We start from the raw sequence: 21,883 nt of genomic DNA on the forward strand, positions 1-21,883 counted from the left end.
TCATGGCATTCCGCGACCAACCTTTAGGTGAACTGGCTTTAACTATCCCACGCGCTTCTGCGCTGTTCCGTAAATTGGATCTCGATTTCTGCTGCGGCGGGAAGCAGACGCTTGAGCGTGCGGCTACCCGTAAAGAGTTGGATCTGGAAGCGATTGAAACAGAGCTGGCAAAACTCGCTGAAGAGCCTGTCGAGAAAGAGTGGCGCGCAGCGCCGCTGGCCGAAATCATCGACCACATCATCGTGCGTTACCACGACCGCCACCGTGAACAATTACCGGAACTGATTCTTCAGGCGACAAAAGTTGAGCGCGTACACGCCGATAAACCGAATGTGCCGAAGGGTCTGGCGAAATACCTCACCATGCTGCATCAGGAATTGAGCAGCCATATGATGAAAGAAGAACAAATCCTTTTCCCGATGATCAAACAAGGGATGGGTTCACAGGCCAACGGCCCGATTAGCGTGATGGAAAGCGAGCATGACGACGCAGGTGAATTGCTGGAAGTGATCAAGCACACCACCAATAACGTGACGCCACCGCCAGAAGCCTGCACCACATGGAAAGCGATGTATAACGGAATTAATGAGCTGATTGATGACCTGATGAACCATATCAGTCTTGAGAATAACGTGCTGTTTCCACGCGCGTTAGCCGGGGAATAGTTGTTTTTCCCCTTCTCCTGTGGGAGAAGGGGAAATAAACGTTACTTACGCATTGCCGCAATACGTTTCTTGCCGATAAACATCCAGCACACACCCAACAATACAAACCACAATGGCGTCACCATCAGCGCCTGGCGGGTATCTTGTTCCAGCGTCAGCAAAACAATCACAAACACGAAGAACGCCATACATACCCAGCACATAAATTTACCGAGCGGCATTTTGTAGATGGATTTCTGATGCAATTCTGGACGCTGTTTGCGGTACACCAGGTACGAGCACAGAATAATCGTCCAGACAAACATGAACAGAATCGCCGACACGGTAGTGATCATCGTGAAAGCGGTAATCACGTCCGGATTAACATAAAGCATCACCACGCCGCCCAACAGGCAGATACAGGAGAAGGTTAAACCCTTCGCCGGAACTGCATTCTTAGACAGTTTGCCAAACGCTTTTGGCGCAGCGCCGTCTTGTGCCAGGCCGAACAACATACGGCTGGTCGAGAACACACCGCTGTTTGCAGAAGAAGCTGCAGAAGTCAGCACCACAAAGTTGATGATACTCGCGGCAGCAGGCAGACCCACCAGCACGAACAATTCAACGAACGGGCTCTTATCCGCCACCACTGAACGCCATGGCGTCACCGACATAATCACGACCAACGCGAAAACGTAGAACATAATGATACGAATCGGAATCGAGTTGATGGCGCGCGGCAACGATTTTTCCGGGTCTTTCGTTTCGGCGGCCGTCGTCCCCACAAGCTCAACACCTACAAATGCAAACACGGCTATCTGGAAGCCCGCGAAGAAACCGCTAAGGCCTTTCGGGAACCAGCCGCCATCATTCCACAGGTTGTTGAGAGAGGCTTCAACACCTGACGGCGAATGGAAGTTCGTCAAAATCATCACCAGGCCGATAACAATCAAACCGACGATGGCGACAATTTTGATCATCGCAAACCAGAACTCCATCTCACCAAACATCTTCACGGTGGCAAGGTTCAGGCTTAACAGCACCACGATGACGGCAAGCGATGCCACCCAGTCCGAAAGACCAGGGAACCAGAATTGCGCGTAGGAGGTTATCGCCACTACGTCGGCCATACCAGTGACTACCCAGCAGAACCAGTACGTCCAGCCGGTAAAATATCCCGCCCAGGGGCCAAGTAAATCCGCTGCGAAATCACTGAACGACTTGTATTCGAGGTTCGATAGCAGCAGTTCACCCATTGCTCGCATCACGAAGAACAGCATGAAGCCGATTATCATGTAAACAAAGATGATGGATGGTCCTGCGAGGCTAATCGTCTTACCCGAGCCCATGAACAGGCCGGTTCCGATTGCGCCACCAATGGCAATAAGCTGGATGTGACGGTTAGTTAAATTACGCCGTAGCGACTGTTCAGCCGGAGCTTCAGCTACGTCAGCTACTTTTATCTGATCTACCATGTTGTGTTTTTCCTGTACCTGTCTGTGTTGTGTTCAGGCTCTTCTGGCCTTTATAAAAATTCTGGAGAAGTGATGTTGTTCCGGGGAACGCAAAGATAGTAGGTAAATATTTAGGGGATGAATACTAATAGCGAAGATTATTGTTAATTTATTGTTTGAAATGAGTGTGAAATCGCTTTCATAACGAGAAACACTTCACAAAAACACCCGGAATTAAGGCGCAAGCCAGATTAAATCACGCTAATTTTGTTAACAGACAAATAAAAACCCCGCCGTAGCGGGGTCATTTGAACGCTTACAGAATTTCCAGCAGTTCAACTTCAAAAACCAGAGTGCTGTACGGAGGAATGGACGCGCCTGCGCCACGCTCACCATAAGCCAGGTTGTGAGGAATAGTCAGTTCCCACTTTGAGCCAACTGGCATCAGAGTCAGTGCTTCAATCCAACCTGCAATAACGCCGCTTACCGGGAATTCAGCAGGTTCGCCACGTTGTACGGAGCTGTCGAACACAGTGCCATCAATCAATTTACCGGTGTAATGCACGCGAACGTGATCTTTACGGGCCGGAATTGGGCCGGTGCCTTGGGTCAGAACGCGGAATTGCAGACCAGACTCGGTGCTGCTCACGCCTTCTTTGCTGCTGTTTTCTTGCAGGTATTTCTGACCTTCAACAGCCATTTCTTTCTGGCGTTCCTGGCGAACGGCATCAGCACGCTCGTGGACTTCACGCAGTGCGCGATGAACCACGTCAACAGGAACTGCCGGAGCATTCCCTTCCAGCGCATCACGCAGACCAGCGACCAGCGCTTCTGGCAGCAGACCTTGCAGACCAGATTCACTGAGTTGTTGACCTACCTGTAAACCAATACCGTAACTTGCTTGCGCTTCGACGCTGTCAAAAGAAGGGGTCGTCATGGGTTTTCCTTTCATGTGTTTAAAAGCAAGCCCGCAGCATAGCAGCGTCAATCTATCGGGTAAAATGCAAAAACGGCAAAGGTGACAAATGCAGGTGAAACAGGAACAATGGTTTGAATGAGCGCTAAATGGCGGTTACGTGTTCGAGACAGCTGACAGGTAGAACGTCACATAAACCGGGATTGTTCAATGCATCAAATAGTTAGCGTTCTATAATGGAAAGGGTAAATTACAGAGCATATTGTGTGAATATGAGGAGTGTTGCTGATGCGATTCGCTGTTAAACCTTGGCTTGCGCGGATTTGGCACGCACCCGATCACATCCGCCTGATGGACCCCCTGCCGGTTCTGCATCGCCGTGGCATTATTATTGCGGCACTGGTCGTCGTGGTTGGTTTCCTGTGGCCAACGCCTGATGAGCCACTCCGTCCAGTCACGCGTGATGCGCAGCTATCTATTGAATCACAATCCCCCATGCATGCCGAACTGGTCAATCCGCCGGTAAATACGGCGCCTGCCACGCCTGTCGAACCTTCACGCGTTGAAGAACAGCCGCAGGCTGATACGCAAGCTCCGGTTCCTCATGCCAATAACGATATTGACCAGCAATGGCGTTCATACCGTGTTGAGTCCGGGCAAACCATGGCGCAGCTCTTCCGCGATCATAATTTACCGCCAGCTGATGTTTATTCGATGGCACAGGTCGAAGGTAGCAATAAACCGCTAAGTACTTTGCAAACCGGACAGATGGTGCAGATTCGCCAGAATGCCAATGGCGTGGTGACGGGACTCACAATCGATATCGGGAACGATCAGCAGGTGCTGTTTACGCGCCAGCCAGATGGCAGCTTTATTCGCGCTCGTTGATTTTTTTAGTCCCTCAGAAATGCAAAACGCCGGCACGAGGCCGGCGTTTTAACGTGTACCTTAGCGAAAATTACGCTTCAGCAACTACGTTTACGATCAGTTTAGCGAATACTTCGCTGTGAACCTGGAAGTCCACTTCGTGCTCACCAGCGGTACGCAGAACGCCGTTCGGTAAACGAACTTCGCTCTTAGCCACTTCAACGCCAGCTGCAGTTACAGCGTCAGCGATGTCGCGAGTACCGATGGAACCGAACAGTTTACCTTCGTCGCCAGCTTTAGACGCGATAGTAACAGTTTCGAGTGCGTTGATCTTCGCAGCGCGAGCTTCAGCAGCAGCCAGAACGTCAGCTAATTTAGCTTCCAGTTCTGCACGGCGTGCTTCGAAGAATTCAACGTTTTTCTTGGTAGCAGGAACAGCTTTGCCCTGTGGTACCAGGAAGTTACGAGCATAACCCGCTTTAACGTTAACCTGATCACCCAGGCTACCCAGGTTTGCTACTTTATCAAGCAGAATAACTTGCATTACCTTATCCTCTCAAAGTCGTATTAATGGACCGTGACCGATTACTGATGACGATCAGTGTACGGCAGCAGGGACAGGTAGCGAGCGCGTTTGATAGCGCGAGCCAGCTGACGCTGATATTTTGCACGGGTACCGGTGATACGGCTTGGGACAATCTTACCGCTTTCGGTGATGTAGTTTTTCAGCGTTGCGATATCTTTATAATCGATCTCTTGAACGCCTTCCGCTGTGAAACGGCAGAACTTGCGACGACGGAAATAACGTGCCATATGGCTAGTCTCCAGTATCTATCAATTCAATCTGCTCGGCATGCAATACCACTTTGTTCAGACCATTTTTTGCCTGATGGCAACTAATGAAACCGTGAACCGTGAGTACCGTGCCGACCGTTATACTTTGAGTAATGGCTGAGTGTGCGTGCCCGCTAATAATAACTGGCATACGGCACCACGCCTGCCGACCTAAGCCGGCTTCCTCTTGCACAGAACGGTGCTCAAGCACGAACTGGCAATGAGGAATTCCTGACGGGCTGACCTTGCGAAGGGGCGTCTTGCACACTGTGCCAGACAACACCAGGCGGTTGGCCGTCATGGGAAATTACTCTTCAGAATCCCCAGCATCTGCATCATCAGCAGTTTCGCTAGCGAAATCATCGCGACGATCACGACGTTCGTCTTTAGCTTTAACCATTGGAGATGCTTCAGTTACCGCGTTTTTAACGCGCATAACCATGCTACGGATAACGGCGTCGTTGAAGCGGAAGTTAGTTTCCAGCTCATCGATCACTTCCTGCGGAGCTTCAACGTTCAGCAGAACGTAGTGTGCTTTGTGCAGTTTGTTGATCGGGTAAGCCAGTTGACGGCGGCCCCAGTCTTCCAGACGGTGGATCGTACCTTCTGCTGCAGTGATTGCACCAGTGTAACGTTCGATCATACCCGGAACCTGTTCGCTCTGGTCAGGATGGACCATAAAAACGATTTCGTAATGACGCATCGAATTGCTCCTTACGGATTATTCAGCCTCCTGTCAGGGTCAGCCGCGGCCCATGGAAGCAAGGAACGTGTTTATAAAGGCGGCTGAAAAATTGACGCGTAATCATACAAGCGCAGCCCAATAAACTCAAGGCCACAGAGAAATTAATTCTTTTGCATGAAGGATAAAAGTTGAACCGCGTACTAACCCGGTGAAATCTATAACTTTGACGTGGATCACTTAAAATTTTTGACCAATACCATCAGAAATGGTCGCTTTTTATTCAACATTGAGGGTTTACACTTATTGTCATAGGCCGCCACTATTCATTAACAGGAGCGACGACCACAGCTGACACATTAAGTTGTCGTGGAGCGGATTATGAAAACTATCGCTTATGCCTTTGTAGCGGCACTCATGCTTAGCTCAAATGCAACAGCCGCGATCAAGATTGATGGTCGTCAGGCACAAAATATGGATGATGTAATGAGCTTAGGTGTGATTTATATCAATCATAATTTTGCTACCGAGCAAGAGGCCGAAGTCGCGATTAATAACGACGCGGACCAACACGGAGCAAAGTACTACCACACAATACTGATGAGAGAACCGGGCAGTAACGGCAATATGCGCGTTAGCGCAGACATCTATCGGTAATTGAATGCAATGAGGTAATGAAGTAACGCGTTAACACCAGGAATACCACAACGACATAGAAAGCCAACGTTTGACTTGCCCCCGTTAATCGGGGGCTTTTTTATACCCGTCATAATTCAAATTGCATGTGCGTTGGCTACGCTCGCTCACCCCAGTCACTTACTTGAGTAAGCTCCTGAGGATTTGCTCACTTGCCGCCTTCCTGCAACTCGAATTATTTTGGGTATATATTTATTAGTGCTGTCCATAATAGGCATTCGGGCCATGCTTACGCTGGAAATGCTTGTTCATCAGATAAGCGTCAATAGGCTGCAAATGCGGATTAATACCACGAGCAATCCATGCCATCCGCGCCACTTCTTCCATAACTACCGCGTTATGCACTGCATCCTCAGCGTTTTTTCCCCACGCAAACGGACCATGTTGGTAAACCACGATCCCCGGCGTATGCAACGGATTGCTATTACCAAGCGTTTCGATAATCACTTTACCAGTATTCAGCTCGTATTCGCCCTGCACTTCTTCGATAGTTAAAGCGCGGGAACAACGAATATCCCCAAAAAAGTAGTCGGCATGTGTCGTACCAAGCGCCGGAATACTTAACCCAGCCTGAGCCCAGGCAGTAGCATGCGTTGAATGGGTATGCACTATCCCACCCAGTTCGGGATAACGTTGATACAGGGCAAGATGCGTTGCCGTATCGGAAGAAGGACGATACGCCCCTTCAAGCACAGTGCCGTTCATGTCCACAACGACCATATCGCTGGCAGACATTTGTTCGTACGCCACACCGCTCGGCTTAATCACAATACACTGGCGTTCACGGTCAATCGCGCTGACGTTACCCCACGTGAAAGTGACCAGACCATGGCGCGGAAGCGCCATATTGGCTTCAAACACCTGCTGCTTAAGCTGCTGCATGATCAACCTCCAGCAGCCCTGCGCTTGCCATACGAGCTAGTACCCAGTCACGAGCCGCAGTCACTTCAGCAATCGGGTCAGCCGCGGCTTCGCTCCACATCTCAATTAAATACGGTCCACAGTAACCACTGCGTTTTAGTGTTTCGAAACAGCGTTCAAACTCCACCACACCGCTTCCAAATGGCACATTCTTAAATACCCCTGGACGAGTATCTTTTACATGTACGGCAACGATATGCCCACGCCCTGCTTCCAGCTCCATCTGCACGTCATTATCCCATGCGGATAAATTGCCAATATCTGGGTAGAGCTGGAACCACGGATTATTGAGATAATGTGCATAGCCCATCGCCTTACTGATCGAGTTCATCAGTGGATAATCCATGATCTCCATCGCCAGCGTGACTTGTGCACGGCTAGCCATTTCCACAGCGGCAGTTAAACCTTCGCGAAAGCGACGACGCGTTTCGTCATTCGCTTGTTGATAATAGACATCATATCCCGCCAGTTGAATCACGCGGATACCCACATCCTGCGCAAACTCAATGGCTTTACGCATAATTTCCAGCCCATGATTTCGCACAGAATCATCTTCGCTACCCAATGGAAAACGACGGTGCGCACTCAGGCACATTGAAGGGACGCGAACGCCTGTGTCCGCAACAGCCTGGACCAATGCCAAGCGCTGTTCACGGCTCCAGTCAAGACGCGCCAGGCGCTCGTCAGTCTCATCAATCGACATCTCGACAAAATCGAACGCCAGGCGAGCGGCGAGCGCCAGTTTTATCTGCCAGCAATCCCCAGCGGGCAGTGCTTTTTCATAAATGCCTAGCGGGACCTGTTTATGCAACATAATGGTTCCTTATCCCCACAGTTGGGCGATGGAACGTTTAAACTGGCGAGCAGCCTCTACAGGGTCTGCCGCATCACGAATACTGCGCCCGGCAATAAACACATGAATAGGGATGCCTTTAAACAATGGCAAGTCTTCGAGTGCCAGGCCGCCCGTTACAGTGACTTTGAAGCCCATATCAGAAAGGCGTTTAATAGCGGTGATGTCCGCTTCACTCCATGCGACCCCCGCAGCCTGCGCATCACGGCTTCGGTGATAAACCACCTGTTCAATACCCGCCTCACGCCATTCTTGCGCCTGTTCCCATGTCCAGAAACCGGTCAATTCAATTTGCACATCGCCTTTAAATTCGCGGGCGACTTCCAACGCACCTTTGGTGGTGTTGATATCTGCACAACAAATGACGGTGACCCAATCTGCATTCGCTTCAAAACACATACGCGAGAGGATTTTCCCGGCATCGGCAATTTTGGCATCAGCCAACACGATCTTATGCGGGTAAAGGGCTTTGAGATCGCGTATCGCTCGCACACCTTCGCCTACACAAAGAATCGTACCCACTTCAATAATGTCGACTTCTTCGGCAATCAAGCGCGTTGTTTTATAAGCATCTGACATTGTCTGGTTATCCAGTGCGACCTGTAACATCGGTAAAGATTGAGACATACCAAGCTCCTTATACTGCCGCGGCCGTAGCGCGGTCGATTAAGTCCAAAACTTCCTGCTCACTACGGCAGGCACGTAAACGGTCAAAATTGTCTTCGTCTTCGAACAAATTGACGATCTGCATGATGCCCACCTCCTGATGGGTGGTGGCATCAACGGCAGCCATGGTGATTAGAATATCCACCGGGTCGTTATCTTCGTGGTTAAACACCAGCGGCGTTTTTAAGGTCACCAGGGAGAATCCCGTACTTTTCACGCCCTCTTCCGGGCGGCCATGTGGCATGGCAAGCCCCGGTGCAATCACGAAGTAAGGGCCAAATTGTGCGACACCGTCGAGAATCGCCTGGTAATAACGCGGTTCAACAACGCCCGCGTCCACCAGCAAATCAACGCCAATTCTGACGGCTTCCTGCCAGGTATCCGCTTCGGCCTGCAAGCGGACAGAATGGTTTTGGGCTAGTGAGTCACGCAGTTTCATTGGCTTTCCTCACTTAATGTCCTGTGGGAAATGAGCGCGAATGACGTCCATTAACTTTGGGCCAAAATCGGCGGCAGAAAGCATGTTGCGAACCCCGACGACATACTTGTTGCCCGACACGTTGATTTCGCCAGCAACATGAGTAGAAGCGATAATGATATCGGCACCACTCAGTTCACTTTTGTACTCACCAACGGCACAACTATTGACGCTATGGTCCACCCCTTCTTGCGTCAGGAACTGATCCACTTTCATTTTCATAATCATGGAACTGCCTTGCCCACAGCCACAAACAGCGAGAATGCGTACGGTCATAATCTCAATTCCTTATTTAGCTGATGATTCTGTCAGTTGTTTTTCAGCATCTTCTTCCTGACGCAAACTACGCCCGGCAAAGAACATGTAAATCAGTGCAATAACGATAACGACACCCATAAACCACAGGCCAAACGTAAGCCCTTGCATCAATGGTGGAGCCAAAATTGACCAGTCAGCCATTCCCATCCAGGCGCTAAGCCCGGTAAGTTTGATAGCCCAAACGCAGCCGAAGATTTCAATCATGCCCATCACCAGACAGATTTTTAGCGCCGCGCGCCAGCCGCCGAAGTGGTTGGCAAACACGCCAATCGTGGCATTAGAGAAGAACATAGGAATGAAGCCTGGGATGATCATGATGGAGGAGCCAAGAACAATCAGAATACCCACGGCGATAAGCTGACCTATCGTTCCCCAGATAAAGCCCCACACCACGGCATTCGGTGCAAAGCTGTATATCGCTGCGCAGTCGATGGCGAGTACTGCGCCGGGGATGAGCCGTTGTGAAATACCATTGAAAGCTTCTGACAGTTCCGCAACGAACATGCGGACACCTTGTACGATGATGAAAATCGCAACGGCGAACTGGAAACCGGTTTGCAGGATGTAGATGGTCCAGTGAGTTTTACCGGCCATCGCTTGCACGACATCAATCCCGAATGAACAAAGAATCACGCCGAAGAAGAGTGTCATCACTATCGCGGTTGAGACGATGTTGTCATGGAAAATGTTCAGCCAACCAGGCAGGTTGAGATCTTCAACACTTTCCTCTTTTTTGCCGAGATACGGGGCAATTTTGTAGGCAATCCACGATGCGAATTGTTGCTGATGACCAATGGAGAATCCGCTATTTTCAGTAATAGCTTGGGTGGGTTTGAACATCATATTGGAGGTGATTCCCCAATACAGCGATACCAGAATGGCGGTACATATGATCGTCGTCCACATTGAGTAGCCGAGGATAAAGAAGAACACCGCAATCAACCCGGCTTGCTGGAACATGATGTGCCCAGTCAGCATGATGGTGCGAATCCCTGTTACTCGCCGCAGCAGTACATAGCCAATATTGAGCGCCAGTGCCAGTAAAACGGCGTATCCCACCCAACTATAGGCATCTCCCATTCTTTCGATGGTTGCCATCATTGATGCGTAGGTATCCGAAATTGCGCCGTTGATCCCGTAGACCTCTGACATTTTTGCCACCACGGGCTTAAAGGTGCCGGTCAAAATCCCGGAACCCGCCTGTAGCAACATAAAACCGATGATTGTTTTGATCGTTCCTTTGATGATGACATTCGCACTTTTACGCAACAGCACATAGCCCAGACAAGTGACAATCCCCAGCAATAAAGGGGCATTGGTCATTACCTGATTAAAGAAAATAGTAAAGGCGCTGTAGAGGGTCTCCATAAAGCTCTCCGTTGGGTAGTCGCTCCCTGCTTCCGGTCAGAAAACAGGCGGATGTTGTGTTCGCACTCACTCTATTCATCAAATATAATCACAACAAGATTGAATTTGATTATTTGTGAGATGCGCCGCAAATTATTATCCATAGTCAACATGTGGCTAATAATCATCAGAATAAAAAACAATTAATTATTTAAATATCAATAAATTAAATGTTTAACACAACAACCAGCCATGCAAAACCCAGCAAGAAAACACCTAAAAACCTGACATGCAGCACATAAAAATGACTTCTCAACGATGAGTTTTAATGTCAGTATCAATCACATCGAGTCAAATTATGATTATTTTTGATTAAAACTGCATTAAATGAGGAGAGACTGAATGAGCAAAGTGGCAACCATTACTCGTGAATCCTGGATACTAAACACCTTCCCGGAATGGGGTAGTTGGCTAAATGAAGAGATTGAGCAGGAAGTGGTCGCTCCAGGCACCTTTGCTATGTGGTGGTTGGGCTGTACCGGTATTTGGTTGAAATCACAGGGAGAAGCCAACATCTGTGTCGATTTCTGGTGTGGTACAGGTAAACAAAGCCACGGTAACCCGCTGATGAAAACGGGTCATCAGATGCAACGCATGGCTGGCGTAAAGAAATTACAGCCGAATCTGCGAACCACCCCGTTTGTGCTCGATCCTTTTGCCATTCGCAGTATTGATGCGGTACTTGCCACTCATGATCACAACGATCATATCGATGTGAACGTTGCAGCGGCAGTGATGCAAAACTGTGCCTCTGATGTGCCATTTATCGGGCCGCAAACTTGTGTTGATATCTGGGTTGGCTGGGGTGTACCGCGTGAGCGCTGCATCGTGGTGAAACCAGGTGATATCGTAAAAGTGAAAGATATTGAAATTCATGCACTTGACGCATTCGATCGCACTGCGCTGATCACGCTCCCTGCGGAAGAAAAAGCGGCTGGCGTGCTGCCGGATGGTATGGACGAACGGGCGGTGAACTACCTGTTTAAAACGCCGGGCGGCTCGCTGTATCACAGCGGTGACTCTCATTATTCCAATTACTACGCCAAACATGGTAACGACCATCAGATTGACGTTGCACTGGGTTCGTATGGTGAAAACCCGCGCGGCATTACAGACAAAATGACCAGTTCAGACATCCTACGCATGGCTGAATCTTTGAACACCAAAGTGGTGATCCCCTTCCATCATGATATTTGGTCTAACTTCCAGGCTGATCCACAAGAGATCCGCGTGCTGTGGGAGATGAAGAAAGATCGTCTGAAATATGGCTTTAAGCCATTTATCTGGCAAGTGGGTGGCAAATTTACCTGGCCATTAGATAAAGATCAGTTTGAATACCACTATCCACGCGGGTTTGAGGACTGCTTTACGATCGAACCAGATTTACCATTTAAATCCTTCCTCTAATGTTAAGCCGGGTAAACCCCGGCTTTTTCAGTTTACTCATAGGTATTTCAACCTATTTCAAATATCATCTTTAAAAATCATTATTCATCGGAAAGACGCATGACTGAAGCACAACGCCACCAGATACTGCTCGAACTGCTACAGCAAACAGGGTTTGTTACTGTCGAGCAAGTGATGGAACGTCTCGCCATTTCGCCAGCAACCGCACGGCGCGATATCAATAAATTGGATGAAAATGGCAGGCTAAAAAAAGTCCGTAACGGTGCTGAAGCTATCAGCCAACAGCGCCCACGCTGGACGCCAATGAACATTCATCTGGCGCAAAATCATGATGAGAAAAGCCGCATTGCCAGTGCTGCTTCAGCGTTGGTAAAACCAGGAGAAAGCGTCGTTATTAACTGTGGCTCAACGGCTTTTCTGCTTGGGCAGCAAATTTGTGGGAAGCCGGTACAGATCATTACTAACTACCTGCCACTGGCAAATTATCTGATTGATCAAGAACATGAAAGCGTTGTGATCATGGGTGGCCAATACAATAAAAGTCACTCCATTACGCTTGGCCCGCAGGATAACGAAACTTCCCTCTACGCGGGACACTGGATGTTTACTAGCGGAAAAGGGCTAACAGCAGAAGGCCTTTATAAAACAGATATGCTGACTGCCATGGCTGAACAGAAAATGTTGGGGGTGGTGGGTAAACTGGCGGTACTGGTCGACAGCACAAAGGTTGGTCAGCGTGCGGGAATGCTATTTAGCCGGGCAGAACAAATTGATTTGGTCATTACCGGCAAACAAGCAAACCCTGAAGTCATTAAAAAGCTTGAAGAACAGGGTGTGCAGGTCATCCTGGTTTAGTCATAAGTTTTGGCTAAAGAAACGACTGGTTGCCTCGAGCGCGGAGGGAGTAATACGATGCCTGACGCCCGGTTCGCGTAAACAGGTCATTTGTTTATCCAGCCCCTTCTCAATCAATGCCTGTTGCAAGCGCCATGTTTCGGCCGCCGGTACCACATCATCTTCCTCGCCGTGCCACAACATCAGTGGCCGGTTACCGAGACTTTCCAGTTGGTGGCTAATGTCATAGCCCGCGAGTGCGTTAAGCGATTCAGGTTCTTCTACTCTCGGCGGGAAGAGTGTTTTCCCAAGCGACATGAAATATCCAGAGCCCATCAGGCATGCCACACAGCGCACTTGTGGGTAACGCGCCATAATTCCAAGAGCGGTCATTCCTCCCATCGAAGCCCCGCCCACGGCGACACGGTTTTCATCGATGGGATAACGCTCGCAAAGTGCCTGGTGAAGCAATGAAAACTCATCAATGTTTTGTTTGAGAATCGACCAGAATTGATAAAGGCGTGCCGTGTCATCACCATCGAAGCGGGAACCATGCTGTTCGGCATCGGGCATAATCACGCGCATGCCGGCCTGAGCGAGTGCTACAGCAAAGTAGCTGTACACCAGTTTGGATGAAGTAAAACCATGATAGAAAAAAACCACCGGCAGCGTGTTCTCTTTTTTTCCGGCAGGCACCGCATGCAGAACTTCGATACCGCCTAGCTGTTCAGTGTACATTTCTATCATTGGAATCGCTCCGTATCATTGTGCGCATTCCTTTGTAAGCCAGCGTTCGCTGCATGGCAAGCCAAAGGCTTACAGAGATTATTATTCACTATGCGATCTGCTTAGCGATTTTCATTCGAAAGTGATTAAAAAGCGCGGGGAAGCTAACAGAATGGGAACATTCCCTCTTCCCAGAAAAAAACCGGGGCTACAATATGGCTATTAAGAGACGAGAAACGATCATGCGACTGCTATCAGCTTTGCTACTTGCGGCAACACTCAGCGCCTGTAGCGTGTTAGAGGGTACACCACAACCCGCACCGCCGGTAACCGGAAGTCCCCAGGAAATTCAGCGTTCGCAAACGCAGGGATTAACCAAAATAGGGACAGTATCAGCACTCGAACGCGGCTCTCCAATGGACTCAGAGCGGGTGATAAAAGAGAAAGCTGCTGCTGCGAAAGCGGATTACTACCAAATCGTGTTAAACGATGAGACGGTGATCCCGGGACAATGGTATGCCCAGGCAATTTTGTTCCGCAAGTAATGTAGCGCTGTGTTTACTTTATTAAGATTTACATAGCTTTGCGCCAACTGATCGTTTGTTATGCACAATGAGCTTCAGCCCATGGACAGGCCAGGAGTTCACCTAACGCGAAGGAATGCCCTACTGATTTAGGGTAAGTATTAAAGGAGCTCACTATGAAACGATCGCTGGCCTTAACGTCATTACTGCTGTCCGTGGGGCTAATCACTACGTCGGCGCAATCGGCAGAGGATGTTGCCGCAGATTGTGTGACGGGCTTGAACGAAATCGGCATGATTTCAGTTAATGGTATCGCCGGTACCGTACAAGATGTGGAAAAAGTTATTGCCTTAAAAGCTGATGAGCATGGTGCGTCGTACTATCGCATCGTTAAAATGCAGGAAAACCAGCTTGCCGAAGGTTGGCGTGTCCAAGCCATTATTTATGCGTAAATAAGCCAGCGACCATTTAACTCAACTGTATGGCGCTGGCTTTTATATTTCTATCCTGTACGCCCCGTCGCCCGCAACAGCACATCCGTCAATACTTGATTCGGTAATACACTTTCCCCTCGCGAATCCAGCATCATACGACACCATGCCTCGCCCAAAGGCGGAGAGAGATGTTGTAAGACTTGCGCCCCCGTTGCCAGTAGTGCCAGCTGTCGTGTGAGCTCCCTGCCCCATTCCTCTTGTGGTTTATGCAAACGCTGCTGTAATTGCCGCCAGCTACGATCGAAGTGCCGGTTCTGCCCCTTCACCTCATCAAATTCAGCATGCAACATTTCCATCGAACCCGGTTGTTTAGCAAGAACACGCAGTACATCCAGGCTCATGATATTCCCAGAACCTTCCCAAATACTGTTCACCGGCATTTCTCGATAGATGCGCGGCAGTTCGCTGTCTTCGCAATAGCCGATGCCACCGAGCACCTCCATCGCCTCCGCAACAAACGGGATACCTGATTTACAGACGCTAAATTTGGCGGCTGGGGTAAAAAGGCGGCTATATGCCAGTTCATGCGGGTTCCCTGGTGATTCCCAGGCGCGAGCCAGACGGAACAGAAACGCCGTTTGGCCTTCAAGTTGTAAAGCCATACGCCCAAGCACCTGGCGCATAATCGGCAAGTCGATCAGCGTTTTGCCGAATGCTTGTCGTTGGTGGGCGTGATACAACGCAACCGAAAGAGCACGGCGCATCAGGCCATGACTGCCCAACGCGCAATCAAAGCGCGTATAACCGCCCATTTGCAGAATCGAGCGAATCCCCTCGCCTTCTTCGCCGATAAGCCATGCTGTTGCATCGAAAAATTCAGCTTCACTGCTGGCATTTGAGCGATTACCGAGTTTATCTTTCAGGCGCTCAAAGCGAACCTGATTGCGTTGCCCATCGGGCAAAAAGCGCGGCAGGAAAAAGCAGGATAGCCCGCCTTTCGCCTGAGCAAGTACCAAATGTGCGTCGCTTTGCGGAACGGAGAAAAACCATTTATGGCCCACCAGGCGATACATTTCACCTGCGCCACGTTTGTCGATAGCTTCAGCTCGCGTGGTGTTGCTGAGTACATCCGAGCCACCCTGTTTTTCGGTCATGCCCATGCCGATCAGCAGGCCACGTTTTTGGGCTCCCGGTGAAAGATGCGCATCATAGCGATCGCTAAGCAGAGGTTTCAGCCACGACTGAAACTCCTTAGGTAGATGCTTTTGCAGCAACGGGATTGCACCAAAAGTCATGGTTATCGGACATAACGTGCCCGCTTCCACTTGTGCGTGCTGAACAAAACGCGCGGCACGGGCAACAAATGAACCCTGACGAGCATCTTCCTGCCACGGCAAATTGTGCACTCGATTGGCACACAATCCCTGCATCAGCAAATGCCAGGCCGGATAAAAACGTACATCATCGAGTCGTTCGCCGCTGGAGTCGTAACGCAGTAATTCGGGAGGATTGGTGTTTGCCAACCGCCCGAGCTCCAGTGATTCAGCCGAGCCAAGCTGCTGACCGATACTCGCCAGAAGCTCAACATCCCAACCCGCACCTTCACGGGCAACAGCTTCGGTTAACGAAATATCAGAAAGAAAAAGATTACTGTTATTGAGGGGTATCGGTTGGTTAAAAACGGTATGAGTTTGCCAGCGCATCGTGTTCCCTCCATTTATGGCAATGCCATTAGTATGGACGGTGACAGCAGTTATGCATGGAGGAGGATCACAAAGCGGGGTGCGAGCGCACCCCACAGGGAATTAACTGCGTTGACGCACAGCTTCGAACAGGCAAATACCGGTGGCAACAGAAACGTTCAATGAAGAAACCGTCCCGGCCATTGGGATACTGATCAGCTCATCACAATGCTCACGCGTCAGGCGACGCATGCCTTCACCTTCAGCACCCATCACCAGTGCCATTGGGCCAGTCATTTTGCTCTGGAATAAAGTGTGGTCAGCTTCGCCCGCTGTACCGACGATCCAGACGTTCGATTCCTGCAATAAACGCATAGTTCGAGCCAGGTTGGTCACACTGATAAGCGGAACGTGCTCTGCGGCACCGCAGGCCACTTTCTTGGCAGTCGCGTTCAACTGGGCAGATCTATCTTTCGGAACGATAACCGCATGCACGCCAGCGGCATCTGCGCTACGCAGGCAGGCACCGAGGTTGTGGGGATCGGTAACGCCATCCAGAATGAGCAGGAACGGGGTATCGATACTGGCAAGCAGGTCCGGAATATCATTTTCCTGATACTGACGACCCGGTTTCACACGAGCAATAATGCCCTGGTGCACCGCGCCTTCAGATTTTTCATCTAGCCATTGGCGGTTTGCCATTTGCACCGGCACACCCTGAGCTTCCAGCGCATGAATTAAAGGCATCAGACGTTTGTCTTCGCGGCCTTTAAGAATAAAGACTTCCCGAAAACGCTGGGGGGCGTTATCAAGTAGCGCCTGGACGGCGTGGATGCCGTAAATCATTTCACTCATTGATGTCACTCGTTTCAGCCGCTGATGCGACTGTGTTTAATGCTGATATGGTTGCCCTCACCCCAGCCCTCTCCCGCAGGAGAGGGAGAAAACCGATCCAGTTCCCCTTCCCTCAGCAGAGGGAGAAAACCGATCCAGTTCCCTCTCCCTCAGGAGAGGCAGAAAACCGATCCGGTTCCCTCTCCCTCAGGAGAGGGAGAAAACCGATCCGATTCCCTCTCCCTCAGGGAGAGGGCCAGGGTGAGGGTGGTGTTAGCTTGGTTGCTTTTTCGCTGCACGCTTAGCTTTAGTCGCTGCGGCTATTTTACGGGTTTTATCAGACGGAGTTTTTGCTTTCTTCTCCTTCTTCTCGTTCTTGTCAGCTTTCGTTTTCTTCGGTTTGGCAGGTCCTTTCTCTTTACGGAAAGCACTGTCTGGCTCGAAGTTTACGCGTTTACCACCCTGACGACGTTTTGGCCCGTTGCCGTTAGCACCTTTTTTAGCTTTGTCTTTTTCCGTTTTACCGGCACCACGTGGCACACGAGTACTGGAGATCAAAGCAAAATCAATCTTGCGTTCATCCATGTGGACGGCTTCAACACGCACTTCTACGCGATCACCCAGACGATATGTCTGACCACCAGACTCGCCAATCAGGCGCTGCCCAATTTGGTCGAAACGGTAGTAGTCGTTATCCAGAGACGAAACATGTACCAGACCATCAATGAACAGGTCCGTCAGACGTACAAAGAAGCCGAAACCGGTAACGCTTGCGATGATCCCGGTAAAGGTCTGGCCGACTTGATCCTGCATAAAGTCACATTTCAGCCAGTCAGAAACATCACGAGTGGCTTCATCGGCGCGACGTTCTGCCATGGAACAGTGCTGACCAAGTTGCAGCATCTCTTCCATGTCATAGTGCCAGCCGCCCGACTCGGTGCTATTGCCTTTGTGCCCCTGCTCTTTTGCCAGCAGATATTTAATCGCACGGTGCAGCAGCAAGTCCGGATAACGACGAATCGGCGAAGTAAAGTGCGCATAAGATTGCAAAGCCAGGCCGAAGTGACCACGGTTTTCTGGGTCATAAACCGCCTGTTTCATGGAGCGCAGCAACATCGTTTGCAGCATTTCATGATCCGGACGATCGGCAATCGAATTCAGCAGCTCGGCGTAATCGCGTGGTTCTGGTTTCTGCCCGCCAGGCAGTTCCAGGCCAAGTTCAGCCAGCACAGAGCGGAACGCTGTAATGGCGTCGTTGCTTGGGCGGTCGTGATCGCGGAAAAGTGACGGTTCGTTATGTTTTTCAACAAAGCGAGCCGCCGCAATGTTCGCAAGGATCATGCACTCTTCGATAAGTTTGTGCGCATCGTTACGAACGGTTTGTTCAACGCGTTCAATACGACGTTCAGCGTTGAAGATAAACTTCGCTTCTTCGCTTTCAAAAGAGATGCCACCGCGTTCGGCGCGGGAAACATCCAGCACTTTATACAGGTTATGCAGTTCTTCGATGTGTTTGACCAGCGGCGCATACTGCTCACGCAGTTCCTGGTCGCCCTGCAACATATGCCACACTTTGGTGTAGGTCAGACGCGCATGGGAGCTCATTACCGCTTCGTAGAATTTCGAACCTGTCAGGCGGCCCGTCGAGGAGATGGTCATTTCGCAGACCATGCACAGACGATCAACCTGTGGGTTCAGTGAGCACAAACCGTTGGACAGCACTTCCGGCAGCATCGGGATAACTTGCGACGGGAAGTAAACAGAGGTACCACGATTGCGCGCTTCGTTGTCCAGCGCTGTAGGTGGGCGCACGTAGTAACTTACGTCAGCAATCGCCACCCATAAACGCCAGCCACCGCCGCGTTTTTTCTCGCAGAACACGGCGTCATCGAAGTCACGCGCATCTTCACCATCAATGGTGACGAGTGGCAGGTCACGCAGATCCACGCGGCCCACTTTGGCTTCTTCCGGCACTTCTTCTTTAAGTTTTGCAACCTGTGCTTCAACTTCTGGCGGCCAGACGTAAGGGATTTCATGAGTACGCAGCGCCATATCGACGGCCATGCCAGTACCCATGTTGTCGCCCAGTACTTCAACGATTTTACCAATCGCTTTGGTGCGGCGAGTTGGGCGCTGGGTGAGTTCAACCACCACGACAAAGCCCATGCGCGCGCCCATCAATTCTTCTGGCGGGATAAGAACGTCGAAGCTCAAACGGCTGTCGTCCGGCACCACAAAACCAATGCCCGCATCGGTAAAGTAGCGGCCAACGATTTGCCCGGTTCTTGGCTCAAGCACGCGCACAATACGCGCTTCACGGCGACCTTTACGATCGGCCCCTAGCGGTTGCGCCAGCACGATGTCACCATGCATACACATTTTCATCTGTTCAGATGAAAGATAAAGATCGTCTTTACGACCTTCTACACGCAGGAAGCCGAAACCATCGCGATGGCCAATAACTTTGCCTTTTAGCAAATCAAGACGTTCTGGCAGGGCGTAACACTGGCGACGGGTAAAGACCAACTGACCATCGCGTTCCATGGCACGCAGACGGCGGCGCAACGCTTCTAGTTGCTCTTCACCGGTAATATTGAGTTCTTCAGCCAGTTCGTCACGATTGGCTGGTTTTTCACGTTTGGAGAGATGGGCGAGAATAAACTCCCGGCTTGGGATCGGGTTTTCGTATTTTTCGGCTTCTCGTTCCTGAAAAGGATCTTTTGACATTGCGGTTCCTCCGTTGTCATCTGCTGAGGAAATCGTAATTTATTCCACCAGCAATAATTTGTAGAGCGGTTGGTTTTGGTCCACCAAATCGGCCAGCGTGTGCTTATCCAGCTCTAATAAAAAGCTTTGCACCGCCTGGGCCAGTGCCTGTTTCAGGCGACATGCGGGGGTAATATGACAAAACTCACTGCTACAGTTCACCAAAGAAAGCGGTTCCAGCTCGCGCACCACATCGCCGACACGGATTGATTCCGCCGGTTTGCCGAGGCGAATGCCACCGTTTTTGCCGCGCACTGCCGTCACATAGCCTGCACGACTCAGTTGATTGATGATTTTCACCATATGATTACGCGACACGCCGTACACCTCTGTAACCTCAGAAATGCTAGTCATCTTACCTTCTGGCAAAGACGCCATATAAATCAAAGCACGTAAACCGTAATCAGTAAAACTCGTTAACTGCACATCAACCTCTTAGGTGGGAGGGGAAACGCTTATCGCCATTGTGGCAATATATTGATGATAAACCAGCCATATGTTTGACGGCTAATTTATTTGACTGGGGAAGGCAAAAAAGCGGTGAGAGGTAAAGCAGAACGGGGTGTGATGGCCACACCCCGTATCATAATTATGCGTCGAACGGATCCCGCAGAATCATGGTTTCAGAACGATCTGGGCCAGTAGAAATAATATCTACCGGAACTTCAGTCAGTTCTTCAATACGTTTGATGTAGTCCAGCGCTGCCTGAGGCAAACCACTACGCTCTTTCACACCAAAGGTGGTTTCAGACCAACCTGGCATCGTTTCGTAGATTGGCTCGATGCCTTCCCAGTCGTCCGCAGCCATTGGGGTGGTGGTCACTTCGCGACCATCTGGCAGGCGGTAACCGATACAGAGTTTAACTTCTTTCAAGCCGTCCAGTACGTCCAGCTTGGTCAGGCAGAAACCTGACAGGGAGTTGATCTGCACTGCGCGACGCACAGCAACGATGTCCAGCCAACCGGTACGACGGCGACGACCCGTTGTTGCACCGTACTCGTTACCTTGTTTGCACAGGAACTCGCCGATGTCATCAAACAGTTCAGTTGGGAACGGACCTGCACCAACGCGAGTAGAATACGCCTTAATAATACCCAGAACGTAATCAACATAACGTGGACCAATACCGGAACCTGTTGCTACGCCACCCGCGGTGGTGTTGGAAGAGGTTACGTACGGATAGGTACCGTGATCGATGTCCAGCAATGTGCCTTGAGCACCTTCGAACATGATGAAGTCGCCGCGCTTACGTGCCTGATCCAGCAGATCGGACACATCAACTACCATGCTGGTCAGAATGTCAGCAACTGCCATGACATCGTCCAGGACTTTCTGGTAATCAACCGCTTCAACTTTATAGAAGTTAACCAGTTGGAAGTTATGGTATTCCAGAACTTCTTTCAGTTTGTCTGCAAAGGTGGCTTTGTCGAACAAGTCGCCAACGCGCAGGCCACGACGGGCCACTTTGTCTTCGTATGCAGGACCGATACCACGACCGGTAGTCCCGATTGCTTTAGCACCACGAGCTTTTTCACGAGCCACATCCAGCGCTACGTGATAATCAAGGATAAGTGGGCATGCTTCAGATAACAGCAGGCGCTCACGTACCGGAATCCCACGGTCTTCCAGCTCTTTCATCTCTTTCATCAGTGCAGCAGGAGACAGCACAACGCCATTACCGATGATGCTGGTAACGTTATCACGCAGAATACCTGATGGAATAAGATGAAGAACGGTTTTTTCACCGTTGATTACGAGAGTATGGCCTGCGTTGTGACCGCCCTGGTAGCGCACAACATATTTAGCCCGTTCAGTCAGAAGATCTACGATCTTTCCTTTACCTTCGTCACCCCATTGGGTGCCCAGTACGACGACGTTGTTACCCATTTTTCAAAATCACCGTTTGCTTAAAAAAGGATTCTACCATCGGTTTCCATGA

25 protein-coding genes are annotated in these 21,883 nt (G+C 50.3%); 7 read left to right on the forward strand and 18 right to left on the reverse strand.

Going from position 1 to position 21,883, the window contains the following annotated elements; translation table 11 throughout:
• The first annotated feature begins 2 nt into the window (after window positions 1-2).
• On the forward strand, window positions 3-665 hold the full coding sequence (gene ytfE, locus OH773_RS19110; RefSeq protein WP_270141001.1) for an iron-sulfur cluster repair protein YtfE: 663 nt from the start codon (window positions 3-5) through the stop codon (window positions 663-665).
• A 41-nt stretch (window positions 666-706) separates the two neighbouring features.
• Here the strand turns inward: ytfE and cycA are convergent, their stop codons facing one another.
• Both cycA and fklB read right to left on the reverse strand, forming a co-directional pair.
• Entirely contained in the window at window positions 707-2,119 is a 1,413-nt protein-coding gene (gene cycA, locus OH773_RS19115; protein ID WP_270141003.1) for a D-serine/D-alanine/glycine transporter, read from the reverse strand.
• A gap of 295 nt (window positions 2,120-2,414) precedes the next feature.
• Complete coding sequence (fklB, locus tag OH773_RS19120) at window positions 2,415-3,035, reverse strand: FKBP-type peptidyl-prolyl cis-trans isomerase (RefSeq protein ID WP_183272561.1); 621 nt, start codon at window positions 3,033-3,035, stop codon at window positions 2,415-2,417.
• Between the two features lie 261 nt (window positions 3,036-3,296).
• Between fklB and OH773_RS19125 the strand changes: the two genes are divergently transcribed.
• Window positions 3,297-3,902: an OapA family protein gene (locus OH773_RS19125; RefSeq protein WP_270141006.1), complete on the forward strand. Its 606-nt coding sequence runs from the start codon at window positions 3,297-3,299 to the stop codon at window positions 3,900-3,902.
• A 70-nt stretch (window positions 3,903-3,972) separates the two neighbouring features.
• Here the strand turns inward: OH773_RS19125 and rplI are convergent, their stop codons facing one another.
• Genes rplI through rpsF form a run of 4 tightly spaced genes read right to left on the reverse strand, consistent with a single transcriptional unit; the run spans window position 3,973 to window position 5,418 of the window.
• A complete protein-coding gene (gene rplI / locus OH773_RS19130; RefSeq protein ID WP_064515713.1) occupies window positions 3,973-4,425 on the reverse strand; it encodes a 50S ribosomal protein L9 in 453 nt (150 codons plus the stop codon).
• Window positions 4,426-4,466: 41 nt separating this feature from the next.
• The gene (gene rpsR, locus OH773_RS19135; protein ID WP_000135199.1) at window positions 4,467-4,694 is read right to left on the reverse strand and encodes a 30S ribosomal protein S18; all 228 of its coding nucleotides are present in this window, start codon (window positions 4,692-4,694) and stop codon (window positions 4,467-4,469) included.
• A 4-nt stretch (window positions 4,695-4,698) separates the two neighbouring features.
• Complete coding sequence (priB, locus tag OH773_RS19140; RefSeq protein ID WP_183272559.1) at window positions 4,699-5,016, reverse strand: primosomal replication protein N; 318 nt, start codon at window positions 5,014-5,016, stop codon at window positions 4,699-4,701.
• Between the two features lie 6 nt (window positions 5,017-5,022).
• A complete protein-coding gene (gene rpsF, locus OH773_RS19145; RefSeq protein ID WP_183272558.1) occupies window positions 5,023-5,418 on the reverse strand; it encodes a 30S ribosomal protein S6 in 396 nt (131 codons plus the stop codon).
• Window positions 5,419-5,778: 360 nt separating this feature from the next.
• Here rpsF and OH773_RS19150 point away from each other — a divergent pair, with 360 nt between their 5' ends.
• On the forward strand, window positions 5,779-6,054 hold the full coding sequence (locus OH773_RS19150; protein ID WP_270141010.1) for a DUF1471 domain-containing protein: 276 nt from the start codon (window positions 5,779-5,781) through the stop codon (window positions 6,052-6,054).
• A 234-nt stretch (window positions 6,055-6,288) separates the two neighbouring features.
• Here OH773_RS19150 and OH773_RS19155 read toward each other — a convergent pair whose 3' ends face one another.
• From OH773_RS19155 to ulaA, 6 genes are read right to left on the reverse strand one after another with little or no spacing between them, the layout of a single operon-like run.
• On the reverse strand, window positions 6,289-6,975 hold the full coding sequence (locus OH773_RS19155) for an L-ribulose-5-phosphate 4-epimerase (RefSeq protein WP_270141012.1): 687 nt from the start codon (window positions 6,973-6,975) through the stop codon (window positions 6,289-6,291).
• The gene (locus OH773_RS19160; RefSeq protein ID WP_270141014.1) at window positions 6,962-7,828 is read right to left on the reverse strand and encodes an L-ribulose-5-phosphate 3-epimerase; all 867 of its coding nucleotides are present in this window, start codon (window positions 7,826-7,828) and stop codon (window positions 6,962-6,964) included. The genes OH773_RS19155 and OH773_RS19160 overlap by 14 nt, the downstream gene beginning before the upstream one ends.
• Before the next feature lie 9 nt (window positions 7,829-7,837).
• The gene (locus OH773_RS19165; protein ID WP_270141016.1) at window positions 7,838-8,494 is read right to left on the reverse strand and encodes a 3-keto-L-gulonate-6-phosphate decarboxylase UlaD; all 657 of its coding nucleotides are present in this window, start codon (window positions 8,492-8,494) and stop codon (window positions 7,838-7,840) included.
• Window positions 8,495-8,504: 10 nt separating this feature from the next.
• Complete coding sequence (gene ulaC, locus OH773_RS19170) at window positions 8,505-8,972, reverse strand: PTS ascorbate transporter subunit IIA (protein WP_270141018.1); 468 nt, start codon at window positions 8,970-8,972, stop codon at window positions 8,505-8,507.
• A gap of 9 nt (window positions 8,973-8,981) precedes the next feature.
• Window positions 8,982-9,287 (reverse strand): PTS ascorbate transporter subunit IIB, encoded by a 306-nt coding sequence (gene ulaB, locus OH773_RS19175; protein WP_270141020.1) that lies wholly within the window; start codon window positions 9,285-9,287, stop codon window positions 8,982-8,984.
• 12 nt (window positions 9,288-9,299) lie between these two features.
• Window positions 9,300-10,697 (reverse strand): PTS ascorbate transporter subunit IIC, encoded by a 1,398-nt coding sequence (gene ulaA, locus OH773_RS19180; protein ID WP_270141022.1) that lies wholly within the window; start codon window positions 10,695-10,697, stop codon window positions 9,300-9,302.
• Window positions 10,698-11,078: 381 nt separating this feature from the next.
• Between ulaA and ulaG the strand changes: the two genes are divergently transcribed.
• Together ulaG and ulaR are read left to right on the forward strand one after the other, a co-directional pair.
• Window positions 11,079-12,143 carry an L-ascorbate 6-phosphate lactonase gene (gene ulaG / locus OH773_RS19185; RefSeq protein ID WP_270141024.1) on the forward strand — a complete coding sequence of 355 codons (1,065 nt, stop codon included), beginning with the start codon at window positions 11,079-11,081 and terminating at the stop codon, window positions 12,141-12,143.
• Between the two features lie 99 nt (window positions 12,144-12,242).
• Entirely contained in the window at window positions 12,243-12,998 is a 756-nt protein-coding gene (gene ulaR, locus OH773_RS19190) for an HTH-type transcriptional regulator UlaR (RefSeq protein ID WP_270141026.1), read from the forward strand.
• Here ulaR and yjfP read toward each other — a convergent pair whose 3' ends face one another.
• Window positions 12,999-13,724, reverse strand: coding sequence for an esterase (gene yjfP / locus OH773_RS19195; protein WP_270141028.1), 726 nt, complete (start codon window positions 13,722-13,724; stop codon window positions 12,999-13,001).
• Window positions 13,725-13,918: 194 nt separating this feature from the next.
• Here yjfP and bsmA point away from each other — a divergent pair, with 194 nt between their 5' ends.
• Window positions 13,919-14,248 (forward strand): biofilm peroxide resistance protein BsmA, encoded by a 330-nt coding sequence (gene bsmA, locus OH773_RS19200; RefSeq protein ID WP_270141030.1) that lies wholly within the window; start codon window positions 13,919-13,921, stop codon window positions 14,246-14,248.
• A 155-nt stretch (window positions 14,249-14,403) separates the two neighbouring features.
• The gene (locus tag OH773_RS19205; RefSeq protein WP_064540730.1) at window positions 14,404-14,679 is read left to right on the forward strand and encodes a DUF1471 domain-containing protein; all 276 of its coding nucleotides are present in this window, start codon (window positions 14,404-14,406) and stop codon (window positions 14,677-14,679) included.
• A gap of 50 nt (window positions 14,680-14,729) precedes the next feature.
• Here OH773_RS19205 and OH773_RS19210 read toward each other — a convergent pair whose 3' ends face one another.
• From OH773_RS19210 to OH773_RS19230, 5 genes are all read right to left on the reverse strand, one after another.
• Window positions 14,730-16,364 (reverse strand): isovaleryl-CoA dehydrogenase, encoded by a 1,635-nt coding sequence (locus OH773_RS19210; RefSeq protein WP_270141034.1) that lies wholly within the window; start codon window positions 16,362-16,364, stop codon window positions 14,730-14,732.
• A gap of 102 nt (window positions 16,365-16,466) precedes the next feature.
• Entirely contained in the window at window positions 16,467-17,198 is a 732-nt protein-coding gene (rlmB, locus tag OH773_RS19215) for a 23S rRNA (guanosine(2251)-2'-O)-methyltransferase RlmB (RefSeq protein WP_034492799.1), read from the reverse strand.
• A gap of 252 nt (window positions 17,199-17,450) precedes the next feature.
• On the reverse strand, window positions 17,451-19,904 hold the full coding sequence (gene rnr / locus OH773_RS19220; RefSeq protein ID WP_270141039.1) for a ribonuclease R: 2,454 nt from the start codon (window positions 19,902-19,904) through the stop codon (window positions 17,451-17,453).
• Window positions 19,905-19,943: 39 nt separating this feature from the next.
• On the reverse strand, window positions 19,944-20,369 hold the full coding sequence (gene nsrR, locus OH773_RS19225) for a nitric oxide-sensing transcriptional repressor NsrR (RefSeq protein ID WP_270141041.1): 426 nt from the start codon (window positions 20,367-20,369) through the stop codon (window positions 19,944-19,946).
• Between the two features lie 163 nt (window positions 20,370-20,532).
• Window positions 20,533-21,831 (reverse strand): adenylosuccinate synthase, encoded by a 1,299-nt coding sequence (locus tag OH773_RS19230; RefSeq protein WP_183272543.1) that lies wholly within the window; start codon window positions 21,829-21,831, stop codon window positions 20,533-20,535.
• Window positions 21,832-21,883 lie beyond the last annotated feature (52 nt).

Source organism: Buttiauxella sp. WJP83 (assembly GCF_027594725.1).
GTDB lineage: Bacteria > Pseudomonadota > Gammaproteobacteria > Enterobacterales > Enterobacteriaceae > Buttiauxella > Buttiauxella selenatireducens.